Genomic DNA, 15,239 nt, shown 5'->3' on the forward strand with positions numbered 1-15,239 from the left:
GCGCCGGATGATGAAGAAGGTGCCGCCGACGGCCGCTGCGGCGACGAGTCCGCCACCGACGGCCATTTCGGTGCTGGAGGGGCCGAGCGAACCACCGACGCCACCCAGCGTGCCGCGAGCGGCGAGGACGGTGAACGTTTGGGTGGCGATCCGGTTGTGATCGTTGCACCGGACGGCGAGGTTGTACTGGCCGGGCGTCGCGCCGTCGAAGATCCGGGCCGTGGCGAGATAGGCGCCGACGCCGCCGCGGCCCCGGTCGTTGTCGCGACGGTTGTCGTTGCGGCGGTTGTCGTTGTTGTTGTTGCGGCCGTTGTTGTTCCCGCCCTGGTCCCGGCGGTTGTCGTTGTTGTTGTTGCGGCCGTTGTTCCCACCCTGGTCACGACGGTTGCCGTTGTTGTTCCCGTTGTTGTTCCCGTTCCCGTTCCCGTTCCCGTTCCCGTTGCCGTTCCCGCCCTGGCCGAGGCCGTTCTCATTGCCCCCCTCGTCCCAGCCTCCCTCTCCCTCGTCGTCGCGGCTGTCGCCATTGCGCCCCTGGTCACGGTTCGCGCCGTAGTTCCCGAACCCGATCCCACCGTCCCTGAAGAGATTGGCTGCGGGAAAGGCGTTGGACGTGACCGTGCCGCCACGGCCGCAGCCATCGACAAGGATGGTGATGGTCCCGCCCTGGTGGACCGCGTTCGGGGAAAGGGAGACGTTTCTCGGTCCGCTGTTGCCCCCGTTGCTGGTGGTGGCGGCGGCCAGCGGTGCTGAGAGCCCGACGGTCGCGCATGCGGTGAAGGCCACCGCGAGAGTGCGTGAAGCACGCATGGTTGAACCTCCAATAGAAGACGCCCCGGAACGGTGCTCCGGGAGATCGACGAGAACGCCCTCCATGACGAACATTCACCGGCTTGCGCATTCACCGCATTCCGGGACTCGTCCACCCCAGTGAGCCGACACGCCGGTGCGGAGTGCCCAGATCTGACGGAGCCGCAGGTCACGGACCATCAGAAGTTTTGTATGGCTATGTACTCGTTCGGGTCACCCCGAGTGGCCGTACCACCCGTTCGCCCCTCTCCGGTCGCCGCGTCCGATCCGGGCGCTTAGCGTGCCTGCAAGCAGACGATGAGATGGGAGAACCATGGGCCAGGACTACACCGGCTCGGAGTCCAGAAAACGTTCACCGTGGGGCGTGCTGGCTCTCGTCATGCTCACCGGACTCGCGCTGGTGCGGAACGGCATCGACGTGGGGATGGGGCCGCCCCAGCCCGCCGTCGCGGCCGCGTTGGACAGCCGCCGCTCCGGTCTGGACTCGGTCCCTGTGACCGGCTCCGTCCAGCAGCTCCCGTACGCCCCCGCCTCGCGGATCGCCATCCCGTCGATCCGGGTGGACGCGCCGATGGTCGACGTGGGGCTGGACGCGAACGGCTGGATCCAGGCGCCGGCTCCGCAGGACCCCAACCTCGCCGGCTGGTACCAGAACGGCATCGCACCCGGTCAGCAGGGCACCGCCGTGGTCGTGGGCCATGTCGACAACGCCGGGGGGCCCGCCGTCTTCTACGGTCTGGGCGCGCTGCAGAAGGGCCAGTTCGTCGAGGTGACCCGCTACGACGGCAAGGTCGCGATCTTCGAGGTGTACGGCGTCGAGGTGTTCTCCAAGAACAACTTCCCCGGCGCCCGTGTCTACGGTGACACCGGCACCCCTGAGCTGCGCGTGATCACCTGCGGCGGCGGATACTCCCGGGCCGGTGGCTACGACGGCAACGTCGTCGTCTTCGCCCGCATGATCGCGTCGCGATGAGCGCCCGGCCCGCCCTTCGGCAGGCCGGACGGTCAGCGCTGTTCCAGGGATCCGCGCTGTTCAGCGGCTCGGCACCGCGATGCGGTATCCGGAGTCCAGCAGCCGCGGCAGATAGTGGCGCAGCGCCGCCACGCTCTGCGAGCGGTTGCCGCCCGCGTCGTGCGAGAGGACGATCGCGCCGGGCTCCGCGCCGTCCAGGACGCTGCTGACGATGGCGCCGGCGCCGGGCTCGCTCCAGTCGACGGTGTCGATGGTCCAGGCGAGCGGCTCCATGCCCAGCTCGGCACCGATCTCGAAGGAACACCTGTTCCACGCCCCGTACGGCGCCCGGTACCACAGCGGCGGGGCGCCGAGGGTCTTCTCGACGAGCTCGCTGGTGCCGGCCAGTTCGCCACGGATGCCGGACCGGCCGAGCCGGGACATCAGCGGATGCGACCAGGTGTGGTTGCCCACCACATGGCCGTCGTCGGCCATTTCCCGCAGCAGGTCCCGGTTGTCGGCCGCCCTCTCCCCGCAGACGAAGAACATGGCAGGTACACCGTACCGTCGCAGCGTCTTCAGGATCTCCGGGGTGTAGCGGGGGTCGGGGCCGTCGTCGAAGCTCAGCACCACGGAACGGCCCAGCGACGGCATGCTCAGAAAGGGCCGCCGCCGTACGGGAGTCGCGGCTCTGGTCAGAGGTGTCGGGGCGAACGCCGTCATCGGCTGCAGCCGGTACTCGGACGCCTTCCTCACCGCACTCGCCTGGGGGCCGGCCATCGGAGGCGGGGCCGCGCGCCGGCCAGGCGCCTTGGACCGCTCCGAGGTGAACAGGGGTGCGACGGCGGCGGCGGCGCATGCGGCGATGCTCAGCACCGTCCGCCGCCCCGGCAGCATCTGATCCTTCTCCATGAGCAATGGCTGCCACGGGCGATGGCCGGCGCCCCTGAGCAACACCGGTTCGGCGGTGTGATACACCCGATGGGGCGATCATTTGGCGCAAGTGATCGGACAGTTGCCTGATCAGTGGCGGCGCACCAGAGGGAATGGCAGCGTGTCGCGGATGGTGAGGCCGGTCAGGAACATCACCAGCCGGTCGACGCCGATACCGAGTCCGCCGGTCGGCGGCATCGCGTACTCCAGCGCGTCCAGGAAGTCCTCGTCGAGCTCCATGGCCTCCGGGTCGCCGCCCGCGGCGAGCAGCGACTGGGCGGTCAGGCGACGCCGCTGCTCCACCGGGTCGGTCAACTCCGAGTAGGCGGTGCCCAGTTCCGTACCGAACGCGACGAGGTCCCAGCGTTCGGCGAGGCGCGGGTCGCGGCGGTGCTGGCGGGTCAGCGGGGAGACGTCGGTCGGGAAGTCCTTGTAGAAGGTGGGCAGCTGGGTCTTCTCCTCCACCAGCCGCTCGTACATCTCCAGCACGACGTCGCCACGGGTGTCGTCGGGGCTGTGCGGGACTCCGGCCAGATCGCAGAGCCTGCGCAGGGTGTCCTCGTCGGTGTCGGCGTCGACCTGCTCGCCGAGCGCCTCCGAGACCGCGCCGTAGAGGGTCTTGACCGGCCACGGCCCGGAGATGTCGTGCGCGACGAACTTGCCGTCCGTTCCTGCCTTGTGTGCGACGGGCGCTCCGAAGGCGGCGGTGGCGGCGCCCTGGATGAGTTCACGGGTGAGGTCGAGCATCACGTCGTAGTCGGCGAAGGCCTGATAGGCCTCCAGCATCGTGAACTCGGGGTTGTGCTTGTACGAGACGCCTTCGTTGCGGAAGGTGCGGCCCATCTCGAAGACCTTCTCCATGCCGCCCACGCACAGCCGTTTCAGGAACAGTTCGGGGGCGATGCGCAGATAGAGGTTCATGTCGTAGACATTGATGTGGGTGGTGAAGGGGCGTGCGTTGGCGCCGCCGTGGATCTGCTGGAGCATCGGGGTCTCGACCTCGAGATAGCCGCGGTCGAGCAGCCCTTGGCGCAGTGCCTGGACGGCGGTGGAGCGTGCGCGTACGACACTGCGCGCGTCGGGGCTGGCGACGAGGTCGAGATAGCGGCGCCGGACGCGGGCCTCGGGGTCGGCGAGTCCGCGTCGCTTTTCGGGCAGCGGACGCAGGCATTTGGCGGTGAGCTGCCAGGCGGTGACGAAGACGGTGAGCTCGCCGCGATCACTGGCGCCGATCTTCCCGGTGGTGGTGATGTGGTCCCCGAGATCGGCGTCGGCGGTGAACGCGGCGAGCACACCGGGGCCCGATCCGTCGCGGGTGAAGGCGACTTGGAGGTCGCCCGACCAGTCGCGCAGCACCGCGAAGACGACGCCTCCGAAGTCGCGTACGGCCATGACGCGCCCGGCGACGGTGACTTGTTCGCCGGTGCGCGCTCCGGCCCCGAGGCCGGGGTGCGCGGCGCGGACCGCGGCGAGGGTGCCGCTGCGTGCGGCAGCCCCGACCGGGTAGGGGTCGATGCCCTGTTCACGCAGCCGCTCCAGTTTGCGGTGGCGGATCCGTACCTGCTCGGGCAGTCTGCGCTCCCCCATGGGGCGCACGGTGTCGGGCCCGGCCAGTTGCAGGGAGTCGATCGGCGGCAGGCCCGCGGTGCCGGCCACGGGCCCGGTGTCTCCGCGCGGCCGGCCCCTGCCCCACCGTTTGCGCAGGCTGGGTACGGAGACGAAGCCCTCGGCGATCCCCGAGGCGAGGCCGATCCGGGCGAGGGAGCCGGCGTCTCCGTAGCAGAGGAACCGCGGGTACCAGGCGGGCTGGTACTTGACGTTGGACCGGTAGAGCGCCTCCAGCTGCCACCACTTGGAGAAGAAGAGCAGCAGGCGGCGCCAGAGCCGCAGCACCGGTCCGGCGCCGATCCGGGCGCCTTCTTCGAAGGCGGAGCGGAAGACGGCGAAGTTGAGGGAGATCCGGCGGACGCCGAGCTGGGGGGCGTGGTCGCACAGTTCCGCGACCATGAACTCCATGATGCCGTTGGGCGCGGTGTGGCGGTCGCGGCGCATGAGGTCGAGGGAGATGCCGTCGCGCCCCCAGGGGACGAAGGAGAGCAGCGCGATGAGCTTCTCGTCGGCGTCGAAGGCCTCGACGAGCAGGCATTCGCCGTCCTCGGGGTCGCCGAGCCGGTCGAGGGCCATGGAGAAGCCACGCTCGGTCTCGGTGTCCCGCCAGGCGTCCGCCCGGGCGATGATCTGTTTCATCTCCTCGTCGGTGAGGGCGGAGTGGCGGCGGATCCGGGCGGTCGCGCCGAGTCGGCGGACCCGGCCGACGGCCTGCCGGGTGACCCGCATGTCCCGGCCGTCGAGGTCGAACCGGTCGACGTACAGGATCGCCTCGTCACCGAGCTGGATGGCGCCGAGTCCGGAGCGGGCGTATGACCGTGCACCGTCCTCGGAGGCTCCCATGACGGCGGGCGCCCAGGCGTAGCGGCGGGCGACGTCCAGCCACGCCTCGATGGCGGGGGTCCATGCTTCCTTGTCACCGACGGGGTCGCCGCTGGCCAGGGCGACCCCGACCTCGACGCGGTAGGTGACGGCGGCCTTGCCGCTGGGCGAGAAGACGACGGCCTTGTCGCGCCGGGTGGCGAAGTAGCCGAGGGAGTCCTGTGAGCCGTACGCCCCGAGCAGCGCGCGCAGACGGGGTTCCTCGTCGCCGTGGAGGGCGGCTTCCATGCGCTGTGAGCGGAAGAGCGTACGGGCGGCGTTGAGCAGGGCGAGCGCGCCGAAGAGGCCGAGGAGGAAGAAGAGGGCGCGGGGTGGGCTGCCGTCGAACTGGGCGCCGGAGACGAGGCCGCCGAGCACCCGGTTGGCGGACCACAGCAGCCGCTGTTCGCGGACGAGGGTGTTCGGGAAGAGTTCGACGAGTCCCCAGCCGACCAGGATTCCGATGGCGAGTCCGAGGATCAGGACGAGGATCGCGTGCCGCAGGGCGCCGCGCCGTGTCAGCCCGTAGAACTCGTGCCGTGCGAGGAGGAGGATCGCGAGGGCGATCAGGCAGAGGACCAGGTTGGGGACCCAGTCCGTGTCCCGGTAGAAGACGAGGACCAGGACGTCGGCGACGACGAGGAGTGCCAGATAGGCCACGACCAGCCACCACGCGATCTTCTTGCGGGCTCCGATCGCGGCCGCGAGCAGCAGCAGGAAGACGGCGTAGGCGAGGTTGGCGCTGACGGGGACGGCAACCTGGTCGAGGAAGAGCGCGACCGGGCGCAGCGGCCTGCGCAGGGGCACGATCAGGGCCAGGATCGCGCAGAACGCTCCGAGCAGGGCGAAGAACATCGCGAAGCCGTCCGGCACCTTGCTCGTGAAGCGGCGGCGGGTGCCGGCTGCGCGCTCCTCCACGCTGACACTCATGCTCCGCACTCTAGGGAGCCCCTCGGCCGGGCGCCTGTCGGCAGCGATGGCCTCGATGGTGCGAGTGCGCGGGAGCCCCGGCAGCGGCCCACCGGTTCGAACGAGGCACCGACGGTCCGAAGGTCATTGTCGTGGGCGTGGACGGCTCCGATTCGTCGCCGCGGGCGGCGGCGTACGCGGGTGGCCTCGCCCGGCGGGGCACCGGATCATCGGCTCGGTGGGGTTGCCCCGTAGCCCGTGCGGAATCCTCGCCTCCGCTGCAGCATGTCGCCTTCCGTCACCGGCGTCCCTGGTCCATCATGAGCCGCCGTCGTCCGACAGCGGTGCGCGAAGAGGTGACTCATGGCAGGGCTCCGGATGGGGCAGGGCGTACTGCGCCGCAAGCCCATCGAACTGATCGAAGAAGGCGCGCCGAGCGAACAGCTCACGAGAACGCTGGGCCTGTGGCAGCTCACGGCCATCGGCATCGGCGGCATCATCGGCGCCGGGATCTTCGCCCTCACCGGAGCGGTCGCGAACGAAAAGGCGGGCCCCGCGGTCGTCATCTCGTTCCTGATCGCGGGCGTGGCGAGCGCCGCCGCGGCCTTCTCGTACGCCGAGTTCGCCGGTCTGATCCCGAAGGCGGGGTCGGCGTACACCTACGGCTATGCGGTGCTCGGTGAGCTGGCAGGCTGGTTCATCGGCTGGGATCTGCTGCTGGAGTACACGGCGATCGTGGCGGTGGTCGCGATCGGCATCTCCGGGTACTTCAACTTCCTCCTCGTCGAGCTGGGCGCACCGCTGCCCGTCTGGATGCTGGGTGCGCCGGGCACGGGCGAGGGACATCAGGTCGATCTTTTCGCATCGCTGCTGTGTCTGTTCACCGCATATCTGCTCACGCTCGGTATCAAGAACGCGGCCCGTTTCGAGACGGTCGTCGTGGTGCTGAAGGTCCTGGTCGTCCTGCTGGTGATCGTGGTCGGCTTCTTCCACATCGACACGTCCAACTACAACCCGTTCTTCCCGTTCGGCGTCAGCGGGGCGTTCGCGGGTGCGGCGACGGTCTTCTTCGCGGTGTTCGGGTACGACGCGATGTCGACAGCGGCCGAGGAGTCCAAGGACGCGCAGCGCCATATGCCGAAGGCGATCCTCTACTCGCTGGCGATCTCGATGGTGCTGTACGTGCTGGCGTGTCTGGTGCTCACGGGCATGCAGAACTACACGGAGATCGACCCGGAGAGCGGCTTCTCCTCAGCCTTCAAGTCCGTGGGTCTTGGCGGTCTCGCGAACGTCATCGCGGTGGGCGCGATCATCGGCATCATCACCGTGATGTTCACGTTCATGCTCGGTGTGACGCGGGTGTGGTTCGCGATGAGCCGGGACGGGCTGCTGCCCCACTGGTTCGCGAAGACCAGCCCGAAACGACATGTGCCGGTGCGGGTGACCTGGATCGTGGGTGTGGCGTCGGCGGTCATCGCCGGGTTCCTGCCGATCGGCGAGGCGGCGGAGCTGACGAACATCGGCATTCTGCTGGCGTTCGTCGTGGTCTGCATCGCGGTGATCGTGCTGCGCTACCGGCAGCCGGAGCTGCCGCGGGCGTTCCGCTGCCCGGGCATGCCTTTCGTGCCGGCGATCGGTGTCGCGTTCTCGCTCTGGCTGATCACGTTTCTGACCGTGCACACCTGGATCCGTTTCGCGGTGTGGCTCGTGATCGGCCTGATCATCTACTTCACGTACTCGTACCGGCACTCGGGGCTCGCGGAGGCGGAGGCGCAGGCCGGGCCGAAGACGCCGTGACCCGGGTGCCACCCGCGCGCCCGGTCAACGGCCCATGACGAGACCGTCGGCGGCGGCCCCGCGGCTCAGGACGACGTCGCGGATCCGGTCGCGTACGGCGGTGTGGTGCGCCGCACCGCGGTCGATCGCCGCGTTCAGGTTGACCACGCGGCCGGCGGCCGTGTCCATCCACTGCGGGATGAACTCGGCCTTGGTCACCACCCAGCGCCCACCGGGCCGGGCGGGCGGGGCAAAGGTGAAGCGACCGATGGTGCCCTGGTTGCCGCGCGGGTCGTGGGCGCCGTCGTGGTTGGTCATGGGGCCGGCGATCTGGTCGCCCATGCCGTACACCACCCAGGCGTCGTTGACCTTCTCGTAGGCCTGCGGGACATGGGCGTGGGTGCCGATGACGAGGTCGATGTCGGGCCGCCCTCCGGTACGGGCGGCGGTCAGGGTGTCGCCGAGCCGCAGCTGCTGCCGGTCGGGCGCTGTCTGCCATTCGGTGCCCCAGTGCACGCTGACCACGACGACGTCGGCGCCTGCCCGGCGGGCGGCCCTGGCGTCCTGGAGGATCTGCCGCTCGTCGATGCGGTTGACCGCCCACGGCCGGCCCTCGGGGAGCGGAATGCCGTTGGTTCCGTAGGTGTAGGCGAGTTGGGCGACCTTCGCCGATCCGGCATGCAGCCAGGCGGGCCGACGGGCCTCGGCCGCGCTGCGGGCGGTGCCGGCGTGCTCGACGCCTGCCCGGTCGAGCGTGTCGAGTGTGCGGCGTACGCCGTCGGCTCCGTCGTCCAGGCTGTGGTTGGACGCGGTGGAGCACGAGTCGTAGCCGGTGGCGCGAAGGGCTTCGGCGATCTGCGGCGGGGACTTGAAGGCGGGGTAGCCCGTATAGGGCCCGCTGTTCTCGCCGTACACCGTCTCCATGTGGCAGATCGCGATGTCGGCCCGGGACACGACGGATCGGATGCCGTCGAGCATGGGCCGGAAGTCGTAGCCGTCGCCGTGCGCGTCCGCCGCCGCCTGGCGGATGACCGAGGCGTGCGGGAGGACGTCGCCGGCGGCGACGAGGGTGAAGCCGCGGGCCGTCGAGGATCCGGCCGCGGTGGGGTGCGTGGGAGGTTCGGGCTCCCGCCGGCCGGGGGCGGCGCCCTTGGTCTGCCCGGGGCCGCCGCAGCCCGCCATGGTGCCGAGCAGCGCGGCGGCAATCACAGCCGGCACAGCCGTGCGTCCGTACCTGATCACAAGCCTCAGTCAAGCATCAAAACGCACAATGCGATCAAATCATGATCAAATGGATGCCACTCATCCGGCTGACCACCCGCCGAAGGCCGGCCGACCGCTCGCCGCACCATTCGCCGCATCGTGCGACCGCTCAACGCACATCCGTGTGCGGCGCCTGCCCCTTCCCGCCCCCATGCGTTCGAATACGCCACGTAGCAGCGAACTCTCCGGAAATTCTTGCGCGAAAGGATGCCGACGATGCCGACGGCGACAGCGACAGCGACAGCGACAGCGACGGCGACGGCGACGACCGACGAGCGGGCGCTGGAAGAGCTGCAGCACGAACACGGTCCCGCCCTGCTGAGCTTTCTCCTCGGACTGACCTACGGGGACCGGCAGCGTGCCGAGGACCTCCTCCAGGAGACCCTGCTGAGGGCCTGGCAGCATCCGGAGGCGTTCGACGCGCCGTACGAGTCGATGCGGCCGTGGCTCTTCACCGTCGGCCGCCGTCTCGCGATCGACGCGCGTCGCTCCCGGCTGGCCCGGCCGATCGAGATCGGCGACGGGGTCCTCGCCGCCACACCCGACCCGTCGGACGTCACCGACCGCGCGGTCGCCGCGCTCGACGTCCGCGCGGCGGTCGGCAGGCTGAGCCCCGAGCACCGTGCCGTGCTGGTGCAGATCTACTTCCACGGCCGGAGCGTGGGCGAGGCGGCCCGGACGCTCGGCATCCCGGCGGGCACGGTCAAGTCGCGTTCGCACTACGCCCTGCGCGCCCTCGCCCGCTGTCTGCCCGGCTACAGCCGGACACCCGGCTCCGGCTCCGGCTCCCGGGCGAGCGCGATCCGCTCGTAGCAGTCGTAGTTCCGCTGCGCGACGATCAGACCGTCGCGGAACTCCAGGAACGTGGCGATGTGCGCACGCAGGACATGTCCCGCGGGAAGACCACCGAGCGGGACGGCGAGTCTGCCCGTCCAGGTCACCTCGAGGGCGACCTGGTCGCCGTGCGCGACCGCGTTGATCACCTCGAAGCTCTGTTCGGTGAGCGTCTTGCGGCCCTGTTCCGCGGCCGCGAGCAGACCTTCGAGGTCGCGTCGCACACCGTCGGGGAAGAGGGCGTTGGGCAGTTCGTCGTGGATGGCGTCCTCGTGGAAGAACCGTCCGAGCTCCTTCCCCGTCGCGAATCCCGCCACCGCCCGGTGGTAACGGATCGCGGTCTCGACGAGGGGGTGGTCCTGTACCGGATTCATGGGGCAACGGTACGGAGCGCATGCGGCGGACGCAGCCGCAAGCCCGTCACTTCGGCCCCCGCTTCCCCATCCGTCCCCTGGTCTCCCTCGTGACACGAATTCGCGGCGACCGGATTCGAAACGAGCCGGTCGAGTTGAGTAAAGAGGAACCCTGAGGCGTGTCTCTCGGTGGAGGCTCGTCGTCGAGACCCGCGCTGAAGCATCCGGGAGAAGGTGGAGATTGTGCTGCCCGAGAGTACGAACGGGACCAGTGGAGGGGATCTGGCGGTCCCCATCGCCTGGCTTTGTGCCGAGTACATAGCGGATCACGTGCTACGCGCCGGCGGCCTGGTGGAGACCGGCTCACTGGAGTTCAGAGCGGGCCGGGAGACCCTGGCCCTGACGGTCCACCTCTGCGAGAGCATGGACGAACCCGCCGGTGTCCGGATGCTGTCCGGGCTGGACGAGTGGCTGTCGGTCACCGCCTACGGACACCCCTGGAAGGAGTGGGTGCGCGAACGCATGGCCGTCCGGGAAGCCTTCGAGCGGGACACCGGGCGGCCGGACCCCGATCTGGCGCTGGCCAGGGACGCCTGGCGGTGGCTGGAGCAGACCGAGCTGCTCGCCGCCGACCTCGGCGACGACCCCGGGCCCTGGCATCCCGCTCTGCCGGTGGGCGCGGCCCTGGACGAGTCGTCACAGGTGTGGACGCCGGCCTGGCGGCTGGGGCTTCCGCTGGGGCACCTGGCCGTCCAACTCTTCTGAGCTCGCGGTTCTGCCTGCTGCCCGGGCGGCCGGCGCCGTCCGGCGTCCGGCACCGTCGGCGCTGCTGCACGCCACTCCCGTCGACGCGAGGACGAACGTGCTGTGCGGCTCAGCGCCCGCCGGAGTTCTTGTGCACCCCGGCGCGGTACTTGGGGATCCTTGCGGTGATCTTCATGCCTGCCCCGGTGCCCGTCTCGATGACCAGTCCGTAGTCGTCCCCGTACACCTGCCGCAGCCGTTCGTCGACGTTGGACAGACCGATGCCGGAGGAACGGGAGCCCTCCCCCGCCAGGATCCGGCGCAGCTCGGCGGGGTCCATGCCGACGCCGTCGTCCTCGATGGTCACCACCGCCTCGGAGCCCGCGTCCTGCGCCGAGATCGAGACGCGGCACTCGTCCCTGGAGTCCTCGAGTCCGTGCTTGACGGCGTTCTCGACGAGCGGCTGGAGACAGAGGAAGGGCAGGGCGACCGGGAGCACTTCGGGGGCGATCTGGAGAGTCACCTTGAGCCGGTCCCCGAAGCGCGCCCCGGCGAGCGCGAGGTACTGCTCGATGCAGCGGAGTTCGTCGGCGAGGTGGGTGAAGTCGCCGTGCCTGCGGAACGAGTACCGGGTGAAATCGGCGAATTCCAGGAGGAGTTCACGGGCGCGCTCGGGATCGGTGCGGACGAAGGAGGCGATCGCGGCGAGCGAGTTGAAGATGAAGTGGGGGGATATCTGCGCGCGCAGGGCGCGGATCTCGGCCTCGATGAGCCGGGTCCTGGAGCGGTCGAGCTCGGCGAGTTCCAGCTGTACGGAGACCCAGCGGGCGACCTCGGTGGCGGCCCGTACGAGGACCGCCGATTCCTTGGAGCCATAGGCGACGAGCGCGCCGAGCACACCCTCCTCGCCGGTGAGCGGGGCGACGACGGCCCAGCGCAGTGGGCACTCGACGTCGTCACAGCCGGTGCGGATGCTCTGGCTGCGGCCGGAGTCCAGCACCTCGGCGACCCGGCGCATCACCCGCTGCTGGTGGTGGTCGCCGCCGAGGCCGTCCCAGGCGAGGACGGTTTCGCGGTCCGTGAGACAGAGGGCCTCGGTGCCGAGCAGCGAGCGCAGTCGGCGGGCGGCCTTGCGGGCGGTGTCCTCGGTGAGCCCGGCCCGTAGCGGCGGCGCGGCGAGCGACGCGGTGTGCAGGGTGTGGAAGGTCGCGCGCTCCACCGGCGTGCCGAGGTCCAGGTCGGGGTCGGTGTCGCGGCGCGCCGTGAGCCGGCCGAGGGCGAACCCCGCAGCGAGCAGGACGGCTCCGGCTGCGCTCAGGGCGGCCAGTGCCATTCCGGTCATCGCTGCGCTCCTTCGGGCTGCGGCCGTCCGACGAGGTCTTCCGGCAGATGGAGGCGCGCGAGGATGGCGGCGGCGCCGGACGGTATGTGGCGGGGGGTCGCGAGCGACACCAGCACCATGGTGAGGAAGCCGAGAGGCACCGACCAGACGGCAGGCCAGGCCATCAGGGTGTGCGCCCAGCCTTCGGGGGCGAGGCCTGCCCGGGTGGCCATGACGGCGGTCAGCGCGGCGCCGCCGCCGGTGACGAGTCCGGCCGCGGCGCCCGGCGGGGTGAGCCGCCGCCACCAGATGCCGAGGACGAGCAGCGGGCAGAACGACGAGGCGGAGACGGCGAACGCGAGCCCGACGGCGTCCGCCACCGGCACATTGGTGGCGACGATGCTCACGGCGAGCGGAACCGCCATGGCGAGGACGGTCGCGAGCCGGAAATGCCGTACACCGCGCGAGGGCAGCATGTCCTGGGTGAGGACGCCCGCGACGGACATCGTCAGACCGGAGGCGGTGGACAGGAACGCGGCGAACGCCCCGCCCGCGAGGAGCGCGCCGAGCAGATCGCCCGCGAGACCGCCGACGATCCGTTCCGGCAGGACGAGCACGGCGGCGTCGGCCTCTCCGGTGAGGGCGAGTTCGGGGGCGTAGACACGGCCGAGGGCGCCGTAGACGGGCGGCAGCAGGTAGAAGGAGCCGATCAGGCCGAGCACGACAAGGGTCGTGCGGCGCGCGGCACGGCCGTTGGGGCTGGTGTAGAAGCGGACGGCGACATGGGGCAGTCCCATCGTGCCGAGGAAGGTCGCGAGTATCAGTCCGTAGGTCGCATAGAGCTGGTAGCCGTCGCGTCCGCCCGCGAGCGGCTGGGACCAGCTGAACGGGTCCGCGCCGGTGGACGCGCGTTCGGGTACTTCGGCGCCCTTGGGGAACGTGAGGGTGGTCCCGGCGTCGATGCGGTGGGTCCCCTCTCCGAGGGTGAGCCGCTGTCCGTCGTGCCGGGCACCGTCGACCGTGCCGGAGACGCTGACGGTGAGCGGTCCTTCGAGCTCGACCCGTACGGTGTCGTCGATCCTGACGACGGTGTGCTCGCGGAAGACGGTGGGGGCGTCGAAGCGGGCCCGGGGCGCGTCGTCGCCGAGCCAGGAGGCGACCAGGAACAGGGCGGGCACCAGGAGCGCGGTGAGCTTCAGCCAGTACTGGAAGGCCTGCACGAAGGTGATGGAGCGCATGCCGCCCGCGGCGACGGCGCCGGTGACGACGACGGCGACGACGAGTCCGCCGACCCAGTCGGGTGCACCGGTGAGTATCTCCAGGGTCAGCCCCGCACCCTGGAGCTGCGGGAGCAGATAGAGCCAGCCGATGCCGACGACGAAGAGGCTGGCGAGTCGCCGCACCGTGGCGGATTCGAGCCGGGCCTCGGCGAAGTCGGAGAGGGTGTACGCCCCCGAGCGGCGCAGCGGGGCGGCGACGAGCACCAGCAGAACGAGATAGCCGGCGGTATAGCCGACGGGGTACCAGAGCATGTCGGGGCCCTGGAGGAGCACGAGTCCCGCGATACCGAGGAAGGAGGCGGCGGAGAGGTACTCGCCGCTGATGGCCGCGGCGTTGAGGCCGGGTTTGACGGTACGCGAGGCGACGTAGAAGTCGGACGTCGTGCGGGATATGCGCAGGCCGAGTGCGCCGATGAGAACGGTCGCGAGGACGACGAAGGTGACGGCCGTCACCGCATAGGTCTGGTTCACCGGTTGTCCCCCGCTCGCGGCGTCAGCGGCCCTCGACGAGCCCGGTGAAGTCGCGTTCGTTGCGCTCGGCCCGGCGGACGTACCAGCGCGCGATCAGCCACATCACCGGATAGACGGCCACTCCGAGCGCCGCCCAGACGAACGGCTCGGGAGAGGAGAAGGAGCCGAGGACGGCGGCGGGGAACGCGAACAGCAGGGGGAGCGTGCCGACGAGCAGAACGAGCGTGCCCAGCGCGTACAGCGCCGTTCGGAGCTGGCTGCGCATCAGGGAGCGGACGTACACCGTGCCGAGGGGGGTCTGCTCGCTGATCTCGGAGCGCGCGGGCGCGTGACCGGGCCGACGGCGGGCTCCACGGGGCACTCCGGTGACCACTTCACGGCGGGGTGGCTGCTCTGCAGACATCGGTGTCCGCTCCCGGCATCTCTCGGCGACTCGTTCGGACGGGCGGCACGTTCGGACAAGGTGCAGGTCCGAGGATCTACAGGTGCAGGTCCGAGGATCTACGGAGTCTACGCAGGAGGAATGACGGAGGGTAGGCGCCCGAGGGTCTCGGCCCGATCACGGTGGCGCGGATGCGCCGCCCTGGTCGCGGGTCGCGGCGCCCGGGACTCGGTGGCCCGCACGCCGGCGGGTGCAGTCCGCGAGGGCGATCTCCAGTTCGACGTACGACTCCTCGGCGCGGCGGAACGCGACCTCCAGGGCGGCCTCCGCGCGCGGTCCGACCAGTCCCTGCGTGGACTCCTGGATCTCGTCCAGCACATCGGCCCACCGGCCGGCGGCGCTCTTGGCCTTGGCGAGGAGCGCCTCGATGTCGCCCGGGCCCGCGGGCCGGATCGCCTGCAGCCCGCTGAGCTCCTCGAGCAGCGCTTCGATGTCCGACATCAGGCCCCTTCTCCCCTTGCCGATCAAGCGTAGGCGGGTACGGGGAGCGGCAGCTCGGATTCCGGGTGCGGCTCGGTCAGCGGGGTGCGCCCGTCGCCGTACGGGCCCGACGGGACGCCGAGCGGCGCCCCGCGCGCGCCGAACGGTCACCTAGTGCCGTGGCCGGAAAGGTTCACCGGCTCGCGACGCCCTGCACGGCACCTCGCTGCGTTGTCGCGTCACCCAAGTACGTCCAGTACGAGGG

The 15,239-nt window shown here is 70.4% G+C and carries 12 protein-coding genes and 2 pseudogenes; 5 read left to right on the forward strand and 9 right to left on the reverse strand.

Annotation, left to right across the window (positions count from 1 at the left end; genetic code table 11):
* Positions 1-237 (reverse strand): annotated as a pseudogene (locus tag ACWGI8_RS24010) (hypothetical protein); the annotation flags it as partial.
* Positions 238-1,120: 883 nt separating this feature from the next.
* On the opposite strand from ACWGI8_RS24010, the gene ACWGI8_RS24015 reads away from it, so the two are divergent.
* Positions 1,121-1,780, forward strand: coding sequence for a class F sortase (locus ACWGI8_RS24015; RefSeq protein ID WP_453663802.1), 660 nt, complete (start codon positions 1,121-1,123; stop codon positions 1,778-1,780).
* A gap of 60 nt (positions 1,781-1,840) precedes the next feature.
* On the opposite strand, the gene ACWGI8_RS24020 is transcribed toward ACWGI8_RS24015, so the two are convergent.
* Positions 1,841-2,671: a polysaccharide deacetylase family protein gene (locus tag ACWGI8_RS24020; protein WP_453663804.1), complete on the reverse strand. Its 831-nt coding sequence runs from the start codon at positions 2,669-2,671 to the stop codon at positions 1,841-1,843.
* A gap of 111 nt (positions 2,672-2,782) precedes the next feature.
* The gene (gene lysX / locus ACWGI8_RS24025) at positions 2,783-6,091 is read right to left on the reverse strand and encodes a bifunctional lysylphosphatidylglycerol synthetase/lysine--tRNA ligase LysX (protein ID WP_453663805.1); all 3,309 of its coding nucleotides are present in this window, start codon (positions 6,089-6,091) and stop codon (positions 2,783-2,785) included.
* 125 nt (positions 6,092-6,216) lie between these two features.
* On the opposite strand from lysX, the pseudogene ACWGI8_RS24030 reads away from it, so the two are divergent.
* Positions 6,217-6,288: pseudogene (locus tag ACWGI8_RS24030) on the forward strand (universal stress protein); the annotation flags it as partial.
* Positions 6,289-6,433: 145 nt separating this feature from the next.
* Complete coding sequence (locus tag ACWGI8_RS24035; protein ID WP_453663807.1) at positions 6,434-7,867, forward strand: amino acid permease; 1,434 nt, start codon at positions 6,434-6,436, stop codon at positions 7,865-7,867.
* 24 nt (positions 7,868-7,891) lie between these two features.
* Here the strand turns inward: ACWGI8_RS24035 and ACWGI8_RS24040 are convergent, their stop codons facing one another.
* Complete coding sequence (locus ACWGI8_RS24040) at positions 7,892-9,028, reverse strand: CapA family protein (protein WP_453663820.1); 1,137 nt, start codon at positions 9,026-9,028, stop codon at positions 7,892-7,894.
* A gap of 297 nt (positions 9,029-9,325) precedes the next feature.
* Here ACWGI8_RS24040 and ACWGI8_RS24045 point away from each other — a divergent pair, with 297 nt between their 5' ends.
* Positions 9,326-9,922, forward strand: coding sequence for a sigma-70 family RNA polymerase sigma factor (locus ACWGI8_RS24045; protein ID WP_453663808.1), 597 nt, complete (start codon positions 9,326-9,328; stop codon positions 9,920-9,922).
* On the opposite strand, the gene ACWGI8_RS24050 is transcribed toward ACWGI8_RS24045, so the two are convergent.
* A complete protein-coding gene (locus tag ACWGI8_RS24050; protein ID WP_453663810.1) occupies positions 9,865-10,317 on the reverse strand; it encodes a nuclear transport factor 2 family protein in 453 nt (150 codons plus the stop codon). The genes ACWGI8_RS24045 and ACWGI8_RS24050 overlap by 58 nt on opposite strands.
* A 222-nt stretch (positions 10,318-10,539) precedes the next feature.
* Here ACWGI8_RS24050 and ACWGI8_RS24055 point away from each other — a divergent pair, with 222 nt between their 5' ends.
* Entirely contained in the window at positions 10,540-11,061 is a 522-nt protein-coding gene (locus tag ACWGI8_RS24055) for a hypothetical protein (protein WP_453663812.1), read from the forward strand.
* A 109-nt stretch (positions 11,062-11,170) separates the two neighbouring features.
* Here ACWGI8_RS24055 and ACWGI8_RS24060 read toward each other — a convergent pair whose 3' ends face one another.
* From ACWGI8_RS24060 to ACWGI8_RS24075, 4 genes are all read right to left on the reverse strand, one after another.
* Positions 11,171-12,382: a histidine kinase gene (locus ACWGI8_RS24060; protein WP_453663814.1), complete on the reverse strand. Its 1,212-nt coding sequence runs from the start codon at positions 12,380-12,382 to the stop codon at positions 11,171-11,173.
* The gene (locus tag ACWGI8_RS24065) at positions 12,379-14,112 is read right to left on the reverse strand and encodes a sodium/solute symporter (RefSeq protein ID WP_453663815.1); all 1,734 of its coding nucleotides are present in this window, start codon (positions 14,110-14,112) and stop codon (positions 12,379-12,381) included. The genes ACWGI8_RS24060 and ACWGI8_RS24065 overlap by 4 nt, the downstream gene beginning before the upstream one ends.
* Before the next feature lie 22 nt (positions 14,113-14,134).
* Positions 14,135-14,515 (reverse strand): hypothetical protein, encoded by a 381-nt coding sequence (locus ACWGI8_RS24070; protein WP_453663816.1) that lies wholly within the window; start codon positions 14,513-14,515, stop codon positions 14,135-14,137.
* Positions 14,516-14,671: 156 nt separating this feature from the next.
* Positions 14,672-14,995, reverse strand: coding sequence for a hypothetical protein (locus ACWGI8_RS24075; RefSeq protein ID WP_453663818.1), 324 nt, complete (start codon positions 14,993-14,995; stop codon positions 14,672-14,674).
* Positions 14,996-15,239: the final 244 nt, after the last annotated feature.

This window comes from Streptomyces sp. NPDC054841 (assembly GCF_053611045.1).